Origin of the sequence: Winogradskyella thalassocola (genome assembly GCF_900099995.1) — a bacterium.
Lineage (GTDB): Bacteria > Bacteroidota > Bacteroidia > Flavobacteriales > Flavobacteriaceae > Winogradskyella > Winogradskyella thalassocola.
Genome location: NZ_FNCZ01000002.1, coordinates 275,431 through 294,755, shown reverse-complemented (window position 1 = coordinate 294,755; position 19,325 = coordinate 275,431). Strand labels below are relative to the sequence as shown.

Genomic DNA, 19,325 nt, shown 5'->3' with positions numbered 1-19,325 from the left:
TTACGTATTATTTAATGGAAGTTTTATTTTAAAGGAAGTTCCTTTATTGAGTTCACTTTTAAAATGGATGACCCCATCCATTAATTCAGTGTATTGTTTTACAATATTTAATCCTAAGCCTGTACCTTGAATATCCGTGGCATTTGAAGCTCTAAAAAAGCGGTGAAATATATTATTATGTTCAGATTCCGGAATCCCTATCCCTTCATCCAAAATTTCTAAACTGACATCTGTATTATCGCTATTTATAATAAGAGATATGTCTGTATTTTCGGGGGAATACTTAACAGCATTAGATAATAAATTGAATAAAATATGGCGCATTAATTTAGGATCTAAATACACTTTCAGTTCTGGGACCTCTTTTATTAATCTAATCTGTTGCCCTTTTTTCTTATTTAAATTAATATCTTGAATTATAGAATTAGAAAAACTGAGCATATCAAAAAACTCGGGTTGACTAGCAACTTTTCCCTCTTCTAATTTTCCTAGCGACAGAAAATCATTAAGAATACCTACTAAATTTCTAACATTGACTTTTATTTTATCGACATGTTTTAAGCGTTTTTCTTCTTTTCCGACCGTATTTAATTTTTCTATTAAAATTGAAGACGATAAAATAACACTTAAAGGAGTCCTAAATTCATGTGATGCTGTAGAAATAAATTGAGATTTCAGTTGATTTAATTCTTGTTCTTTTTTTAATGCATTTTGAATATTCTGTTCTACTTCTTTTTGGTCAGAAATATTATTGTGCACCAATAAGACTTGCTGAATATGTTTATCCTTATTAAATAACGGAGTGGTGTTAATTAAATACGCTCGGCATTCAAACTCTATTTCAAAAGAACAATGTTCCCCTTTAAATGTGTTTTTAATTTTTGATTTTACTTTATCTCTAACATCTTTAGGAAACTCCTTAATCTCATCGATAGTGCTTCCTTTGGCAAAATTTCTAATTCCCAAAACATCCAATTCTTCACCTTCAATAAAAGCTATAGTAAAATTTGAATCGAAAACAGCGACAAAACCTTTAGGGAAATTCTTTGCAATAGTAGAAAACATCAGTTGACTTTCTAATGTTTTATTTTCTGCCAATTTAGTTATAAGAATTTGATCCTCGAGGTTTATATTACTCTCTACCAGCTGTTGTACTGTTGCTTTTAATTCGTGGGTGCGCTCTTCTACTTTGGCCTCTAAACTTTCGGCATATTTTTTTAGTTCCCTTTTATTGGCTTCTAACTTTATTTTATCATTATGCTGTTCTAGGGCAACACTAGCCAGTTGAATCATATCTGTTATACTTTCATTTTCAGATTTAGTGGGCACGCGTTTCGTTTTACAATACACCGAAAATGTTCCCAATACGCGATCTGAAGATGACAAAATAGGAAAAGACCAACAGGAATTTAAACCATGCGCTAAGCCTAATGTTTTATACTTTTCCCAACGTGGATCATTAGAGATATCTGAAACGATGACTTTATTTTTTTCAAATGCGGCTGTACCACAAGCACCAACATTATCTCCAATTAAGACGCCCTCAAAACTGTCGCAAAAATTCTCTGGCAAATTTAAAGCTGCCAATTTATGCAAGGTTTTATAATCCTCATTTAAGACGAATATAGAAGCAATGCAATTATCAATATGATTTTCAATTGTCTTTACAATACGATGTCCTATGACTTCTATAGGTTTATCTAGGGTTATCATTTCTAGAATACCATTAACCTTCTCTTTAAGAATTTCTTCTTTTTTCTGTTTAGTAATATCCGATACAGCTCCTAAAACCCGAGTTGCTATTCCTTGCTCATTTCTAACAATATAACCGCGATCTTTAACATAAGACCATGACAAATCGTTATGGATGAATCTATATTCTGCTGTCCAATATTTAGTATTGCTATTAAGCGCTAATCCTACCGTTTTAAAAACGGCATCTTTATCATTGGGATGAATGTGACTTTCCCACCAATCGGGCTCATTTGTAGGTTTAAATAAATCTTTATATTTCTGACTATACCAGCCTTTATTGGTTTCTGGATTAAAGTCATAAAACCCATCGTGCGTTGCCAGCATGGATAAACGAAAACGCTCTTCGCTTTCTTTTACTCGTAATTCATTATTTTTAGTACTAGTGATATCTCTAATAATCGTTAAAAAGTTTGCATTTTCTTTAACAACTACACGCGCTTCAATATGCTTTAATTGCTTATTAGTAAATAATGAATAATTTATAATTTGGATTTCCTTTGACGTTTCAGCACGCTTAAAAGCTGATAATATTTGTATCGAAAAATCTTTTGGTAAAACCTCATTAATATGTTTACCAATCAACTCATGACGCGACAGATCTGTAAGAAAAAAATCTTCGGCTTGTACTTCTACATAAATGCCATCACTATTAAATACATATATAATATCTGGTAAAGCTTTTAGAATCGCTTTATTCCGTATTTTAGAATTCAATAATTTTTCTTCTGTCTTTTTAAACTCTGAAATATCTTGTATGGTACCCAAAAAGCACATTGGTAAACCATCATCACTAGTGCTAAATTTCCCTCTAGCAGAAACATATTTTACAGTGCCGTCTAATCTAAGAATTCGTGCTTCGTAACTATAAGACTGTTTGGTTTGTATTGCAGCATCTCTAATTTTAGTAATCTTTTCCCTATCATCTGGATGAATAAAATTGATAAATGTGTTTTTAGTTAATCGCTTATCTCCGGCGTTAAGTCCTAGAATTCGATAAAACTCATCAGACCAATTTGTAACACCCGTTTGTAGATTCCAATTCCAACTACCTATGTGAGCAATACTTTGTAATAAGGCTATCTCTTCTAATTTATCATTCATTTGATGTCGTCTTGAAAATCAATTTTTATTTCACTTAAACTAACTTTACAATTTTGTTCTTAAATCATTATTGAGTCTTACACTAGGCAAACAATCTTGGTAATTCTCTTGAATAAACGATATTAATTTTTCTCTTATGTCACAACGTAAATCCCAAATATCTGAAGAATCTTTTGCACTAAAAGTCGCTCTAAGTTCCATTGTTTTTTGATCCGTTTTGGTTACTAATAATTTCGCAATATTATTATCCCATTTAGGATGGTTACTTAAAATGGTTTTAAATTCTTTTCTTAATTCCTCTACAGGAAATGTATAATCAACATATAAAAAAACAGCTCCTATAATGTCTTTAGAGTTAAATGTCCAATTGACAAATGGCTTATCATTAAAATAACTTAAAGGTAGTACCAATCTGCGCCAATCCCATATTTTAATAATAACATACGTTAAGGTAATATCTTCAACAACACCAAACTCACCTTCTATTTCAACTTCATCATCAATCTTAATAGGCTGTGTAAACGCAATTTGAAAACCGGTAATAAGATTTGCTATAGATTTTTGAGCCGCAACACCTACAATAATCCCTATAACACCAGCGGATGTTAAAATTGTAGTCCCTACTTTTCTAACACTTGGAATATTCCACAGTATAGAAGCAATGGCAAGGGTTATAATAATTATAAAAGCAAGACTTTTTAAAAACCGCAACTGTGTGAGTACTTTACGTTCTTTGGCTTTATGATTCCCTTCTATCTCAAATTTAGTTTTTACAACCACTTCAAGTGCTTGTAAAAACGCAATTAAATTCCAAGTAAAACTTAGGATGATTAGTATCTCAATAGCCTTTTTCCAAAATTCAGTTAGGTCTAATAATCCTATTGAACCATAAATAAATAAAAGCGGGATTAAAAATTTAGACGGTGTTTTAAGAAGGTTTAAAATTTGTATTTTTAAGACTGTTGGTCTTTTTTTATTTATGACTTTTAAAACTAAAAAAATAATCCACTGAACAAAAAGACCAATTCCTATGAATACTAAAATTGTAAGCATCGTTTTTAACCAGAGATCAGATAAATGCAATTTTGATACTATAGAATCCATAAATCTTATTTAGCTATTTTAAATCTGCATTGCCTTCTGTAATTCCTCGCACTTCTAATAATGACTTTGTTGTCGTATAGCCTAGGTCAAAAATGGCATCTATATTATTCATATCAAAAGTTCCATACTAATTAAGTTCTTCTGGTGAGATCACAAAATTACATAAGCCAAACTTATTAATAGACTCAGCCGCCACCTTAATTTTGTAGGCACGCTCTACAATCGTATAGGAATGCTTCAAATCGTTTACCTTAATTTTTTTTAATGGATTAACGTAGACTCCAATAATTTTATCACAGAGAGGTGTTAAAGGTTCGGTAGGAAAATTGTTAAGTGTTCCTCCATCTATATAATACGAACCATTAATTTCTGTAGGTGTAAAAACACCCGGAAACAAAGCCGATGCGATTACGGGTTTTATCAATTGACCTTTACTAAAAATTTTTAAGGTTCCTTTTATAACATCAGTTGCTGTAATGTAAAGAGATTTCTTTAAAGAAGAAAAATCATCATCTGGAAGATACTTTTTAAGATCGTCATAAAATTTAATGCTATCTAAAAAACCAGGTTTATTGTAAGCGTACTTATTAGTTTGAAACAGCGTTATCGTTTTAAAAAAAGTGAGTATCTCATCCCAAGGCACACCATTTGCATACAATGCACCAACAATAGCACCAGAACTTGTTCCTGCGACATGGGTTGCAACTATACCATGTTCTTCTAATGCTTTTATGACACCAATATGAGCAGCTCCTCTTGCACCTCCGCCAGATAACACTAACCCTAATTTCATAATCTCTATTTTCGTTCTAACAAAGATATTTGCTACACCTTGATTTTTAAATGATATAAATCATTTATAAGCGTTAATAAATGTTAAAACAAAGAAGAGTTCTTATTCGAAATCAACTTATTTGTTCTGCAATTATCTCTACTTATTAAAAACTGATTTCAAAAGAAAGACTGACTTTGGTCATATTCGGTTTTAGTCTTGAGTTGTAATTTTACATCAAAATTGTATTACTCATCTTTCTTCGTACAAATGAAAAATTGGATTTATATATTTTTAAGAAACATCGTAAACAACATTACTATTAGCATACTCATATTGCTCTGTAGCGTTAGTATTTACGGGCAAGAAAGACAAATAAGCCTGTCTGAAGCTTTAGAAATAAGCTACGCTCATAATGAAAAAATAAAACGCTATACCGAGCGTGTTCAGCAAAAAACATATGAAGACAAGGCTGCAAAAGGTAATTTTTTACCTTCTATTAATCTATTAGGAGGCTACACATACCTGAGTGACAACATGGAAGTGAACACCTCACAAGTTAAAAGTTCTATAGATGATTTAGCAGGAAAGTATGGTGCTGCTTTTATTGGCAGTTATGGTGAAAGTTTAGGATTAGATTTAACTCCAGAAGCGGCATATGGCACCATAGTTAATACCTTAGGGCAATTACCAGCTTATAACCTAGTCATTGATAATCAACAAATTCCTACAGCTGTATTAACGGCCACTCAACCAATTTATACTGGTGGAAAAATTATTGCTGCAAAAAAATATGCAAAAGCAGAACTTGAAACTTCTGAAATAGAGCTTAAACAAATTAAAGATGACATTGCCCATGAGCTCGTCGATAGATACCTAACAGTTATTCTTCTAAAACAAGTTATAAATACGCGTCAGCAAGTTTACGATGGCATGTTAACCCACAAAGCACAAACCGAACGCGCTATTGAATTAGAAATTCTTCCAAAACATATTTTATTAAGAGCACAAGTAGCCGTTGCCGATGCCGAAAAGGATCTTAACAATGACAAGAACAAACTACAACTGGCTAAAATGGCATTGCGGACTACCATGAATTTATCCGATTCTGTAGACTTTAAGGTTATGGATAGTATCAGTTATCAAGATTTGTATTTTGATTTTAATGAGCTTCTCAACGCCGCAAATGCAAACCAGCCTATTTTAGAATTAATCAATCAAAAAGAGATTATGGCGACACAATCTCATGCGCTGGAGAAATCTAAGTTTATGCCCAATATCGCCGCATTTGGTACTTATAATATGTTTCGTGAAGACCTTCCTATAGTTCCACCGAAATTTATGATAGGCATACAGGCACAGCTTAATATTTTTAACGGCTTTAAGGATGTCAACAAATTAAAAGCGAGTAAACATTTACAAGAAGAAGTGAAAAATGCAAAAGCATACGCGTCACAACAAATTAAATTGCTTGTTGAGAGTAATTATATGAACACTCTTAACCAGCAAGAATTATACAATAGTCAATTAGCAACTGTAAAACTTGCTAAAGAAAATCTTAGAATTAATACCAGACGTTTTGAAGAAGGTTTAGGTAAATCTATTGATGTGATAGACGCTACTTTACTCTACGAAAAATCTAAAATAGAACAACTCGTTGCTTTAGATGGTTATTACAAAGCCATCGCTAGTCTTTATACTTCAATAGGACAACCAGAAAAGATAATACCAATTATAAGTAACCAATAATTATCATGAAAAAATCGCACATTATATTATCCATTCCTATACTAATAATTGTGTTCTCTATTGTATATTTTATAGTTAGATCGAATTCAACTGAGGAAGACCTATATGTTGGAATGCTAGAAACGACTGAAGTAAACGTATCCTCTGAAATCCCAGGACGCGTTATGTCTATTTTAATTGAAAAAGGAAACACCGTAGAAAAAGGACAAGTTTTAGCAACCTTAGAACCCGATATTTTAGAGGCCAGAAAAGGCCAAGCAGAAGGTATGGTCAAAGCAGCACGTTCGTTAATTGAAAAAGCCGAAACAGGGGCTCGTAAAGAAGAAATTAACGCACTTCAAAATCAATATTTAATGGCTAAAAGTCAATTTGATTTCGCCGAAAAAACCTATAAAAGATACCAAGCACTCTATGCTGATAGTATTATCTCTAAACAAGAAATGGATGAAATTCAATTTAAGTTTGATGCCGCAAAAGAACAGATGAATGCTGCTAAATCCATGTGGGAAATGGGTAAAAAAGGCACGCGAAAGGAAGATATCAAAGCAGCACAAGGGAGTTTTGAAAGTGCGCAAGGTGCTTACAATGAAGTTGAGGCGTTCTATGACGAATTAAATATAGTTGCACCAACATCGGGCATCATTAGTAATCAAATTGCTGAAGAAGGAGAAGTTATGGCTTCAGGTTATCCAATACTAACCATACAAATTCCTGAAAAAATATATGCAATCTTAAATATCAGAGAAGATAATTTATCTGAATTTAAAATCGGAACGTTACATAAAGCTAAAGTACCTGGCTTAGATTATGAAACTGTCGATTTTAAAGTAACGTACATTGCACCAATGGCTAATTTCGCGACTTGGGTTCCTATTAAAGCCAAAGGGGAATATGAACTCAAATCTTTCGAGATTCACCTAAAACCACAAGATCGTATAGTGGACTTACGACCAGGAATGTCCATTCAAATTATTAAATAAGCAACGCTATCCATGAATTGGCCTGTATACCATATTTTTAAAAGGGAAATGCAACGGTTAGCACGGCAGAAATCCGCGAGGAATTTATACCTAATTATTCCTGTCATTGTGTTCATATTATTAGGCTTAATATATTACAAAGGTGCCCTAAGAGAAGTGCCCATTGCGGTTTACGACAATGATAATAGCACTTTGAGTAGAGCTTATATTAAATCATTAGAAGCATCTCCGAGTTTAAATGTTACCTACTATATCGCTTCAAAAGATAAGCTAGAGAATGTATTTGTTTCAAACAATGTTGAAGGCATATTCTATATCCCAAAAGATTTTCATAACGATGTTCTTAAAAGTATTCCTACACAAATAAAGATTTATACAAATTCTACCAATATTGTCTTTGGAAATCTACTTTATAAATCTGCACAAGAAGTTACACAACTACTCAGTGCTGGAGTCGTGGTTAAAAACATAGCGCCTTTAGGCATTAATCCTGATAAAATTAGAGGGACTGTTATGCCTATTGCTATAAACACGAAAGTTTTAGCAAATCCTCAATACAATTATGTGTATTATCTACTACCTGGACTCGCTACCGTATTAATACAAATGATCCTATTCTTTGCGGCCTCTAGAGCCTTTAATAATGAATGGAAACAAGATACTTACACGGATTTATTCACTACAGCCAATGGAAGCGTGGTAACCATGCTATTAGGTAAGTATTTGGCTCATTTAGTCTTTGGACTCAGTTTGTGCGGATTTTTATTTGCAATTGTATTTCCCATATTTAGTATACCGATTTATGGAGATATAGGCTCACTTTTGGTCTTGATGTTACTCTTCCTTACCGTTAATATAGCCCTTGGATTCGGAATCTCATTACTTTTTAAAGATGAAATAATTGCCTTAGATGTCGCTATTTTTTACAATTCACCTGCATTTGTATTTAGTGGTTTTACCTTTCCTATTTGGGCGATGCCTTGGTTTAATCGTTGGTATGCTGAAGTGATTCCTTATACTCACTTTTTAACCGGATTTCTTAAAATTTATCAGTTAAATACACCCTTCAGATTTATAATACCAGAACTACAGAAACTCTCAATATTCCTTTGCATTGCAGTAATCATAATCATTATAGGTTTAATCATTAACAGAAAACATATTTTTCTGCAACCAAAAATGAGCACCATATGAACCTGAAATTAATTTGGCAATTACTCAAAAAGGAAGCCACGCAAATTTACAACGACCATAGTATTCTGTTGGCCTTATTGGCAGCACCACTACTCTACTTTGCATTGATGGGTTCAACCTATTTTAATAAAGATGAAGAAAACGTTAGTGTTGGTATTGTTGATTTAGATAATTCACATAGTAGTCGGGCCTTTTTAAATAAAATTAATGCCACGCAGAAAGTGGATATAACACATACTTATTTAGATCTCAATGAAGCAAAAAATGGGCTTTATCGGTTTGATGTGCAAGGATTAATTCATATTCCAAGTGGATTTGAAAACAAACTTAAAGCTCATGAAAGTACTCCAATTGGCCTGATACTTAATAATTCTAAATTCCTATCTTCTAACGATATTAACAAATCGGTTAACTTAGTTGCGATGGACTATGCCGTAGAATCACGCGAGAATTTTTTTAAGTCTAAAGAAATAAATCCGTCTTTAGCTGCAAAAAAAGCCCAGCCTATTATAGCCCAAATTCATGCGGTTTATAATCCAGCTAATAATTATGGTAATTTTTTATTACCGGCACTGTTTATACTTATTCTGCATCAAACATTACTTATTGGTCTTTCTGAAAGTGTGGCTTTAGATCGTAAAAACAACCTCATTCCATTTATTTTTAATGACGCTCCACTTAGTTTTTTAAATTATTTTTTTGGTAAAACAGGTTTTTATTTTCTATTGTATGCAGCTTATACCATCCTTACCTTTTTTGTGATATTTCCAATTTTTGATTTACCGCTTAATAACTCTATGTTTACTTTAATCACCGTATCTTTTCTCTTTTTTATAGCCACTATATTTTATGGATGGTTTATATCTTCATTCTTTAAATCTCAAGCTAGAGCGATGGAAGTCATGGCTTTTACATCGTATCCTGTGTTCTTAATTACAGGAATCACATGGTCTTTTAAAGACATGCCACTAGTAATACAGTTTATGTCTAACCTAATTCCTTTAAAGCCTTATTTCAGTTTTTTAAAGAAAGAAACAATCATGGGTGTTGAGAGTAATCTGTATAGCAATGAAATTGTTCATTTACTTCTATTACTATTATTAGGCTATGTTGCAGTATTACTACGTTTTTATTACTTAAAAAAGCAGCTCTTAAATAGAAATGTAGAAGTCGCTTAACGTATTGAAATTCATAAAACGACTATTGCTATGTCGCATTACAAACCATAAGTTCAAATAATATAGCCACATATAACAAACGAAAAAAGCCCATAAACATTACGTTTACGGGCTTTTAGAGGAACTTTAACATTCCTTGCGGAGAGTAAGGGATTCGAACCCCTGGAGGTGTGACCCTCAACAGTTTTCAAGACTGCCGCATTCGACCACTCTGCCAACTCTCCGTTAGCGGGTGCAAATATAAAATCCTTTTTGTTCTAGGCAAAGATTTTTGTGTAGTTTTTTTTAAAAATTTTAATTTATAGATTTAATCATCAGTATTGCAAGATTTAAGAAAGCATTGTACATTCGATATAATAATTGAATATATCAATTTAGACACTCAAATTAAGATTTTATGAAACCTCTGATATTTCTATTTTTTATCTTTTCTACAATAAATAGCATTGCACAGAATACAACCATTGCCGCAGGCGAAAAACTTGTTTTCAGTGCGTCCTATAATATGTCTGGCCTCTTAACTGATATAGCCGAAGTAAAAATGGAAACCAGTGAAGTAAGCACATCCAAAAACACATTGTTACGTTTAAAATGTACAGCTACTTCGTATAAAAATTGGGATAATTTTTTTAAAATTAGAGATTTATATGAAAGCTATGTAAATCCAAAAACATTAACACCATATTTATATAAAAGAGATATCAATGAGGGAGGTTACTATAAATTTATGCAGTATAAGTATAATCATTTATCAAAACTTGTAACAAGTCTAAAGCGAAAGAAAAAGAAAGATGGGACGTTTTGGGAAGAAAATAAAACTTTAAAAATTGGAGCTTCGTCTAAAGATATTATCAGTACACTTTACGGTATAAGAAATTTAGACATCCATAAGGCGAATCCTGGAGACCAACAAGAGTTCACCATTTTATTCGATAATAAAGAAACATCACTTATCGTTAAATATATAGGTAAAGAAACGGTACAAACCAAAATAGGCAACAAAGAATGCTATAAATTAGCCGTTTCCTTAAAAGATAGCAATTTATTAAAAGGCGAAAATTCTAATCTCATTTGGTTAACGGCAGATGCGAACAAAATCCCTGTTTATGCCAAATTTAAAATTCCTGTTGGAAATGGTGAATTAAAAATTATGTCTGCAACGGGTTTAAAAAATTAAAAGAACATGAAAAAAATAATCATCATTTTAGGTTTCATTTGTGCAATAATTGCTGTTGTGCTCTCTGTAACTCCTTTATATAATTTAGCATTTGCTCCAATAATCATTGCATTTCTAAGTGGTTTATTTCTATTGTATTTATCAAAAAAAGAGCAGTCAAAATCAAAAACTATTCAATATATATTTCTATTAGTTATTATCTCTTTGAGCTTAACAATTTACAAAGGAGTGTTTCATACTTCAGAAGTAGGCAACACAGATCAATTAGAACAAAGAGATGAAGAAAACCTTGAGGACTCTAAAGAAATCCTTGAAGATCTTGAAATTGAAGAAGATTTTTAAAAATTTCTAACTCTTAGCAAGAAAAACTTCAATCTATTTATCTTATTTTTGCGGAAATCAATTAGTTACATGAAAGTATTTTTTGCTTCTGTTCTGCTTTTTGTGGGTTCTTGCGCCACAATAAGACATAGTGAGAAAGTTAACAACCTAAAAAACAGTATAACGTTTGCAGATGAAACTGTTGTTACAACCTACTTAAATACCATTACATCTGAAGACTTAAAAACGCATGTCGTAGAAGTTGCTTCAGATAAATACAATGGTAGAATGACCGGAGAAGAAGGTCATAATTTGGTTTGTGAATACATTAGAGAACAGTATAAAAATCAAAATATAGGTGCGCCAGAATCGTATCCTGATTATTATCAAGAAGTACCTAAAAAGAACTTACCAAACAACCTAAATGCGTCTCAAAATGTTATAGCATATATTGAAGGTTCCGAATTTCCGGAAGAATATGTTTATATCACCGCACACTCGGACCACGAAGGTATTAAGGACGGTGAAATTTATAATGGAGCAGACGACAATGGGTCTGGTACTGCAGCCGTATTAGAAATAGCAGAGGCTTTTAACCAAGCTACTAAAGATGGTTACCGACCTAAAAGAAGTCTTGTTTTTTTACATGTAACAGCAGAAGAAGTGGGTTTGTATGGCTCTAAATTCTATACAGAAAATCCAATATTTCCTCTCGAAGATGCAGTTGCAACTTTAAATATGGATATGATTGGACGTGTTGACGATAGGCATAAAGACAATGAAAACTATATTTATGTTATCGGATCAAACAGAATGAGTTCCGAACTCTATTATATCACAGAACAAGCAAATACAGCATTTACAGACCTTCATCTCGATTATAAATACAATGAAGAAAGAGACCCAAATCAATATTATTATCGGTCTGATCACTATAACTTTGCTTTAAAAGATGTCCCTGTCATTTTCTTTTTTAATGGAGAGCATGCCGATTACACTAAACCAACAGATACCGCAGACAAAATTAATTATCCGTTATTAGAAAAACGGACAAAATTAATATTTGCTACAGCGTGGTATTTAGCCAACTCTAAAACACGGCTTAAGAAAGAAATTATCTGATGTTAAATTTTGTTAAAAGAAACTAGACCCAGCTTAAAGCCTATTCAATTTCCGTAACTTTAAAGCTAATTTTATTTGAAGGTAAATTAAAATTATCTTCAATTTACACTAACTATCCAATTCCTTTCTTTACATGAAAAAATCACTACTCTTAGGTGTTGCATTTGCAATAATCACTAGTTGTGGCACGTCTTCAAAAAGCAGTGCAAACACTACAAAAGCAAACCTTTCTAAAAACACTGATCCTACAGAATTTGCTTCTACAATTACTTCTGCAGAATTAAAAACCATGCTTTACAAGTATGCTTCTGATGAATTTGAAGGTAGAAATACAGGTGAAAAAGGACAGAAAATGGCAGTAGAGTACTTAAAGCAAAAGTATATTGACATGGACATCCCTACTCCATTGGGTGGTGATGATTATTTTCAAGAAGTACCCCTAGAAAAACAAAAAGTAGCAGAAGCTAAATTAACAGTTAAAGGAAAATTATATAACAGTTTCGAAGATCAAATTGTTTTAGCCGTTTCTAATAGTGCAAATACATCGATAGATAACTTCGTTTATGTTGGTTATGGTATTCATGATGAAAGCTATTCAGATTACAAGAACGTTGATGTTAAAGGAAAATTTGTTCTAGCCAAATCAGGAGAACCTAAAGATGCAGAAGGTAATTTTATTACTTCTGGTACTGCTGATGCAACAAAATGGACTAATGGACGTCAAGCAATATCTAGTAAAAGAGAAGCTGCAAAAGAAAATGGCGCACAAGGTCTTATATTTATGGATGGTGATTTATTTTCGAGATATTCAAGTTTTTATCAACGTCAGGCAGAATCTGGTGCTGCAGGTCGCTTATCTTTAAAAAGCAATGACACCGGAATTATAATGTTGATGATAAATGAAACTTTAGGTAAAGCTTTATACGCTTCTATTTCTGAAGATTCTACGCCTAAAGTTATAGAAACCAATCTTAATTTAGAGATTGAAAACAAGTCGGAATCTATCACGTCTGAAAATGTAGTAGCCTTCATTAAAGGTTCTGAAAAGCCAAATGAAATAGTGGTGATATCGGCACATTTAGATCATGAAGGTATTAAAAATGGCGAAATTTATAATGGAGCAGACGATGACGGTTCTGGTACAGTAGCAATTTTAGAAATTGCACAAGCCTTTAAAATGGCCGAAAAAGCTGGTCATGGACCAAAACGTTCTATTTTATTTTTACACGTTACAGGTGAAGAAAAAGGTCTTTTAGGTTCTAGACATTACACCGATAACGATCCTATTTTTCCTTTAGAGAATACCGTTGCCGACTTAAACATTGATATGATAGGTAGAGTTGACCCTAGTCGTGAAATAGGTACAAGAAATTATATTTATCTAATTGGTAGTGACAAATTAAGTACAGATTTACATACTATCTCGGAAGAAGCGAATACAAAATATGTAAACATGGAATTGGATTATAAGTTTAATGATGAAAACGACCCCAACCGTTTTTACTACAGATCGGATCATTACAATTTTGCGAAGAATAACATCCCTGTAATATTTTATTTTAATGGTACACACGATGATTACCATAAACCATCAGATACACCAGATAAGATTGAATATGATTTATTAGAAACTAGAGCAAGACTCGTTTTCTACACCGCTTGGGAAGTAGCTAATAGAGACCAACGCATCGTTGTTGATAAAGTCGTAGAGTAAAAAATTATTAAAAAAATCAGAATGCCTTTCAAATTAGTTTGAAGGGCTTTTTTTATTCACTCAACTTCGTGCGTATCTTTATATCTCTCAATAAAATTCTGTAAACGTTCTTTTTTTCAATTTTTGTTCTAGAACAATCGCCCGATATTGATCTGCTTTTTCTTAAGAAAAAATAAGTTACAAAGTATACAAGACGTTGTGTATTGCGTTTTTGCTGTATTATGTTATTTTAATCTATTCATTATATTCTTAGAAAATCCTTTATAATATTTATCAATTGATTCTAAATAAATAATGTAAACAAAATTAACCATGATTAGAATAGCATTGAAACGCAATCATCATAATTACAAAAAAGAATTCAGTTTCCAGAGAGCTTTTATATTTTGACCAATGTTTGTAAAAGCACTGACACTTAAGGCCTGCTCAAAGACACAACTTTGTTGTCTTCTATGGGTGGAAGACCGAGTTTACTTCAACTTCGCTCAGCACATTCTTCAAACCCTCTTCTTTATTTCCAATTAGATATACAAAAAAAGCCCTTCATTTCTGAAAGGCTTATTACTTTTGGGTGGAAGACCGGGTTCGAACCGGCGACTTTCGGTACCACAAACCGACGCTCTAACCAGCTGAGCTACAACCACCATTTTAAATTGGATTGCAAAGATAATTTAATTGTTATCTCTTGCAAATAGTTTTTGAAATTATTTTAAATCAAATAATGATTCTACAGCCACAAAACGCTCAACTGTATAACCCTCAGCATGTTCCACACCGATTAATCTACCTAAATTTCGCGCTCGGTAATCAATGCTATCTGTGAAGTTTTTGCTAGAAATCGGAGTTTCAGGCTCTTTGCTATTAGGATCAAAAAACTGAGTCTTGTAAGCCAGTACTGATTTTTCTTTCTTATCCATAAAACCAGAGACATCTACTACAACATCTGGTTTTATATCTTTCCACTGTATATAATGGTAAACGACTTTTGGTCTCCACGGATCTTGTGGTTGTTTTTCATCATTATAAAAAGTTTCTATTTTTTTTAACCCACTTAAAAAGCAAGCATCACTTACCAATTGACTTCCTTTTGGGTGATCAATGTGTCTATCATCAATAGCATTACAAATAAGTATTTCAGGCCTATAATAGCGAATCATCTTTATAATCTCAAGTTGATGCGCTTTATCGTTAACGAAGAACCCATCAGCAAATCTCATATTAATTCTAGACTGTACCCCTAAAATTTTTGCAGAATTAAACGCCTCTTCATCACGTGTTTCGGCTGTTCCTCTCGTTCCTAATTCACCTCTAGTTAAATCTATAATGCCTACTTTCTTTCCTTTTGAAACTTCTTTTGCTAAGGTTGCCCCACAGCCTAACTCAACATCATCTGGATGGGCACCAATAGCCAAAATATCTAATTTCATATATCTTTTAGTTTTTTCTAAGTATCAAAAATATTAAAAAGAAGATAGATAATCGCTTTCTTTTTAATCCGCAAACGGTTTCGATTGAATTAATCCATTTTTAATTCAAAAATTAATAGTCAAAATTGAAAAATTCGCAATACCATCAAAGTATGACTTTCGTCATAAATAATACTTCTTATTGACTCTACCTTTACAGTATCATAAAAAGATAACGTCCTAATGACCTTAATGTTAGCCATTTTAATTATTACAATTTCTTTATTTATTTGGGGAAAATTCACACCAGATATTATCGCACTTCTTTCAATGTTAAGCTTATTTGTTTTTGGAATATTAGATTTAACAGAAACATTAAGTGGTTTTAGCAATCCAACTGTAATTATGATTGCAGCCTTATTTATTATAGGAGAAGGCTTATCTCAAACGGGATGGACCGCTTTAGCTGGCGAAAAATTCATAAAATTAGCTGGTAAAAGTAAAATGAAACTATTATTAATTACCACCTTAGGTTCTGGCTTGCTTTCTGGAGTAGTTAGTAACACAGGTACTGTAGCAACATTAATGCCTGTAACGATTGCCTCTGCTTGGAGCATTGGAACTTTACCTTCTAAATTATTAATGCCGGTTGCTTTTGGTTCTAATACTGGTGGACTATTAACCTTAACAGGTACACCTCCAAATATTATTGTAAACAACACGATGCTCGAAAGTGGCCTAGAAGGCTTTTCTTTCTTCGAATTCGGATTGATCGGTTTACCTCTATTATTATTGACATTACTCTATTTTAAATACATTGGCTACAGACTTTTACCAAGTAATAAAACAAATAACAAACCTATTAATATCAACACAACGCTTCACAAATGGATTGAAGCTTACAAAGTAGATGGTGAGTATTACAGACTAAGAGTAAGATCGGTATCTCCTTTACTTAATACAAAATTGGGAGATTGGAATTTTGAAAAAGAACATGCTGTTACTATTCTACGTATTAAAAGAAGACATCCTAGCCTTTTAAAAGGTAATGATCCTTTTATTGAACTTCCTACAGACTCTACGGAATTCTTATACCACGATATTATTACAGTTAAAGGAGATACCGAAGCGATTAATGTCTTAATGATTAAATTCAGATTAGGTTTATTACCTCTAAATTCTATTGAAGATGAATTGCGACACAACCTAATTAACCAAGAGGTAGGTATGACTGAAGTTTTAGTCGCACCACAATCTGCTCTTGTTGGCAAAAACGTAACCTCTAGTCATTTTTTTGAACGTTATAATGTTCAATTAATGGCCGCCTCAAGAAACGGCAAAGTATTAACAGACCGCGAAACTGTCGTAAAGGCTGGGGATGCCTTTTTAATTAGAGGGCAATGGAGCGCCATTGAAGAACTAAAAACACAATATGAACATTTAGTGATTTGTGGTAGTCCAGAAGGTATGGCCAAAACAGTCACCAACCTTACTATTAAATCTTATATCGCATTAGGAGCCTTAATACTAATGATTATTATGCTAGTTTTTGAAATTGTTCCGGGAGCTGTGGCAGCATTAATTTCTGCAGGTATCATAATGATTACGGGCTGTGTACCAATGGTCAAAGCCTATAAAGGCATTAGTTGGATAAGCGTGGTTATGATTGCTGGGATGATACCTATGGGAATCGCATTACAAAAAACAGGTACAGCAGAACTAATTGCTAATGGTTTGGTAGATACTTTAGGTAGTTTACATCCTGTAGTGCTTTTAGGTGGTGTGTTCTTACTGACTACAACGTTTAGTCAAGTAATTAATAACTCAGCCACAGCAGTATTAATGGCTCCCATTGTAATTATTGCAGCGAACACCCTTAATATTTCTGCAGCACCATTTATGATTGTAGTGGCTATTAGTGCTTCAACCGCATTTCTAACTCCTGTAGGAACCACAACAAACGCAATGGTAATGACCGCAGGCGGTTATAAATTTATGGATTACTTAAAAGTAGGCGCACCATTGCTTCTACTCTTCTTAATAACATCATTAATACTAGTGCCATTGATTTGGCCATTTTGAAAGGAATTCGAAATTATAAATTATATATCATGGAAACATTATTAAACAATTCAATTATGAAAACAAGAGATCTCACAAAGTATGGACTGAAAGACACCAATGCTCATTGGAACCTCTCACCAGAAAAATTACAAGCCATTACTGTTGAAAAAGGAATGGGAAAAGAAACTTCTAATGGTACATTAGCTATTAATACCGGAAAGTTTACAGGTCGTTCTCCTCAAGATCGTTTTATAGTAAAAGATGATTACACTGCTAATAAAGTTTGGTGGGGAAAAACTAATAAAGCCATCTCACCTGACAATTTTGAAACACTACAAGCTGAAATCACAAACTACTTAAGCGGAAAAGAAATCTATGTTAGAGATGCTTATGTATGTGCTGATCCTGAATATAAAACCAATGTAAGAACTGTTACAGAATATCCTTGGTCTAACATGTTTACTTATAACATGTTTTTAAGATCTGACGAATCTGAATTAGAAAATTTTGAAGAAGAATGGTTGGTACTTTGTGCTCCAGGTTATGAAGCTCCAGACCCTAAAGCAGTTGGTTTACGTCAAGGCAATTTTTCAATTTTAAATTTCACTAAAAAAATTGCATTAATTGGTGGTTCTGCTTACACAGGTGAAATTAAAAAAGGGATTTTCTCTTCTTTAAACTTTATTCTTCCTGTTGAAAAAGACGTTTTACCTATGCATTGTTCTGCAAATGTTGGCGAAGATGGTGATACTGCTATTTTCTTCGGATTATCTGGAACTGGTAAAACAACATTATCTGCCGATCCTAGCCGTAAATTAATTGGTGATGATGAACATGGTTGGACAGCAAACAACAACATTTTTAATTTTGAAGGAGGTTGCTATGCCAAAGTTATTGATCTATCTGAAGAAAAAGAACCAGACATTTTTAGAGCAATTAAACCAGGAGCAATTCTTGAAAACGTCGTTTTTAAAGATAACGGAGATGTTGATTATATGGATAGCAGTATTACACAAAATACACGTGTGAGCTACCCAATCTACCATATAGATAATATTCAAAAACCATCTTACGCTGATAATCCAACAAATATATTTTTCTTAACTGCCGATGCGTTTGGTGTATTACCTCCAGTATCTAAGTTAACTCCAGGACAAGCAGCTTACCATTTTATTTCTGGTTACACAGCTAAAGTAGCAGGTACTGAAGCAGGAATTACAGAACCTGTACCATCTTTCTCTGCATGTTTCGGAGAACCGTTTATGCCTTTACACCCTACAGTTTACGCTGAGATGTTAAGCAAAAAAATGCAAGATGCAGGTGTCAATGTTTGGTTAATAAACACAGGCTGGAGCGCCGGACCTTATGGGGTTGGTTCTCGTATAAAATTAAAATATACAAGAGCTATGATTACAGCTATTCTTAAAGGAGAATTAGACAATGTTGAGTTTGAACAACATCCAATATTTGGATTGTTTATGCCAAAAACATGTCCTAATGTTCCTGAAAACATATTAGATCCGATGAATACTTGGGAAAACAAAGGCCAGTATGTCAGCAAATCAATTCAACTCGCACATTCTTTCCATTTGAATTTCGAAAAATTTGCAAGTGAAGCTTCAGAACAAATTATTGAAGGAGGTCCATTAATTGATGAACATCATCACTTACACGACCATATTTAATAT

The 19,325-nt window shown here is 33.0% G+C and carries 14 protein-coding genes and 2 tRNA genes; 10 read left to right on the top strand and 6 right to left on the bottom strand.

Annotated elements, in window-relative coordinates:
* The 3 genes from BLT80_RS08285 to BLT80_RS08275 all read right to left on the bottom strand — a co-directional run bounded on the left by BLT80_RS08285 (position 1) and on the right by BLT80_RS08275 (position 4,753).
* Positions 1-2,856: a PAS domain-containing protein gene (locus tag BLT80_RS08285; RefSeq protein ID WP_092467152.1), complete on the bottom strand. Its 2,856-nt coding sequence runs from the start codon at positions 2,854-2,856 to the stop codon at positions 1-3.
* A 45-nt stretch (positions 2,857-2,901) separates the two neighbouring features.
* Entirely contained in the window at positions 2,902-3,960 is a 1,059-nt protein-coding gene (locus BLT80_RS08280) for a mechanosensitive ion channel family protein (RefSeq protein WP_092467151.1), read from the bottom strand.
* 127 nt (positions 3,961-4,087) lie between these two features.
* Positions 4,088-4,753 carry a patatin-like phospholipase family protein gene (locus BLT80_RS08275; RefSeq protein ID WP_092467150.1) on the bottom strand — a complete coding sequence of 222 codons (666 nt, stop codon included), beginning with the start codon at positions 4,751-4,753 and terminating at the stop codon, positions 4,088-4,090.
* A gap of 249 nt (positions 4,754-5,002) precedes the next feature.
* Here BLT80_RS08275 and BLT80_RS08270 point away from each other — a divergent pair, with 249 nt between their 5' ends.
* From BLT80_RS08270 to BLT80_RS08255, 4 genes are read left to right on the top strand one after another with little or no spacing between them, the layout of a single operon-like run.
* Positions 5,003-6,481, top strand: coding sequence for a TolC family protein (locus tag BLT80_RS08270; protein WP_092467149.1), 1,479 nt, complete (start codon positions 5,003-5,005; stop codon positions 6,479-6,481).
* A gap of 5 nt (positions 6,482-6,486) precedes the next feature.
* On the top strand, positions 6,487-7,461 hold the full coding sequence (locus tag BLT80_RS08265; RefSeq protein WP_092467148.1) for an HlyD family secretion protein: 975 nt from the start codon (positions 6,487-6,489) through the stop codon (positions 7,459-7,461).
* A gap of 12 nt (positions 7,462-7,473) precedes the next feature.
* Positions 7,474-8,655 carry an ABC transporter permease gene (locus BLT80_RS08260; RefSeq protein ID WP_092467147.1) on the top strand — a complete coding sequence of 394 codons (1,182 nt, stop codon included), beginning with the start codon at positions 7,474-7,476 and terminating at the stop codon, positions 8,653-8,655.
* Positions 8,652-9,833, top strand: coding sequence for an ABC transporter permease (locus BLT80_RS08255; RefSeq protein ID WP_092467146.1), 1,182 nt, complete (start codon positions 8,652-8,654; stop codon positions 9,831-9,833). The genes BLT80_RS08260 and BLT80_RS08255 overlap by 4 nt, the downstream gene beginning before the upstream one ends.
* Positions 9,834-9,972: 139 nt before the next feature.
* Here the strand turns inward: BLT80_RS08255 and BLT80_RS08250 are convergent.
* Positions 9,973-10,057 (bottom strand) — tRNA-Ser (locus tag BLT80_RS08250).
* Between the two features lie 173 nt (positions 10,058-10,230).
* Between BLT80_RS08250 and BLT80_RS08245 the strand changes: the two genes are divergently transcribed.
* The 4 genes from BLT80_RS08245 (at position 10,231) to BLT80_RS08230 (ending at position 14,167) form a co-directional block, all read left to right on the top strand.
* On the top strand, positions 10,231-11,010 hold the full coding sequence (locus BLT80_RS08245; RefSeq protein ID WP_092467145.1) for a DUF3108 domain-containing protein: 780 nt from the start codon (positions 10,231-10,233) through the stop codon (positions 11,008-11,010).
* Between the two features lie 6 nt (positions 11,011-11,016).
* A complete protein-coding gene (locus tag BLT80_RS08240) occupies positions 11,017-11,352 on the top strand; it encodes a DUF2232 domain-containing protein (protein WP_092467144.1) in 336 nt (111 codons plus the stop codon).
* Between the two features lie 69 nt (positions 11,353-11,421).
* Complete coding sequence (locus BLT80_RS08235; RefSeq protein ID WP_092467143.1) at positions 11,422-12,453, top strand: M28 family metallopeptidase; 1,032 nt, start codon at positions 11,422-11,424, stop codon at positions 12,451-12,453.
* Between the two features lie 133 nt (positions 12,454-12,586).
* The gene (locus tag BLT80_RS08230; RefSeq protein ID WP_092467142.1) at positions 12,587-14,167 is read left to right on the top strand and encodes a M28 family peptidase; all 1,581 of its coding nucleotides are present in this window, start codon (positions 12,587-12,589) and stop codon (positions 14,165-14,167) included.
* A 569-nt stretch (positions 14,168-14,736) separates the two neighbouring features.
* Here BLT80_RS08230 and BLT80_RS08225 read toward each other — a convergent pair.
* Positions 14,737-14,812, bottom strand: a tRNA-His gene (locus BLT80_RS08225).
* 59 nt (positions 14,813-14,871) lie between these two features.
* Positions 14,872-15,594 (bottom strand): bacillithiol biosynthesis deacetylase BshB1, encoded by a 723-nt coding sequence (gene bshB1 / locus BLT80_RS08220; RefSeq protein ID WP_092467141.1) that lies wholly within the window; start codon positions 15,592-15,594, stop codon positions 14,872-14,874.
* Between the two features lie 222 nt (positions 15,595-15,816).
* On the opposite strand from bshB1, the gene BLT80_RS08215 reads away from it, so the two are divergent.
* The gene (locus tag BLT80_RS08215) at positions 15,817-17,655 is read left to right on the top strand and encodes an SLC13 family permease (RefSeq protein WP_092467140.1); all 1,839 of its coding nucleotides are present in this window, start codon (positions 15,817-15,819) and stop codon (positions 17,653-17,655) included.
* Positions 17,656-17,711: 56 nt separating this feature from the next.
* Positions 17,712-19,322 (top strand): phosphoenolpyruvate carboxykinase (ATP), encoded by a 1,611-nt coding sequence (pckA, locus tag BLT80_RS08210; RefSeq protein WP_245710181.1) that lies wholly within the window; start codon positions 17,712-17,714, stop codon positions 19,320-19,322.
* Positions 19,323-19,325 lie beyond the last annotated feature (3 nt).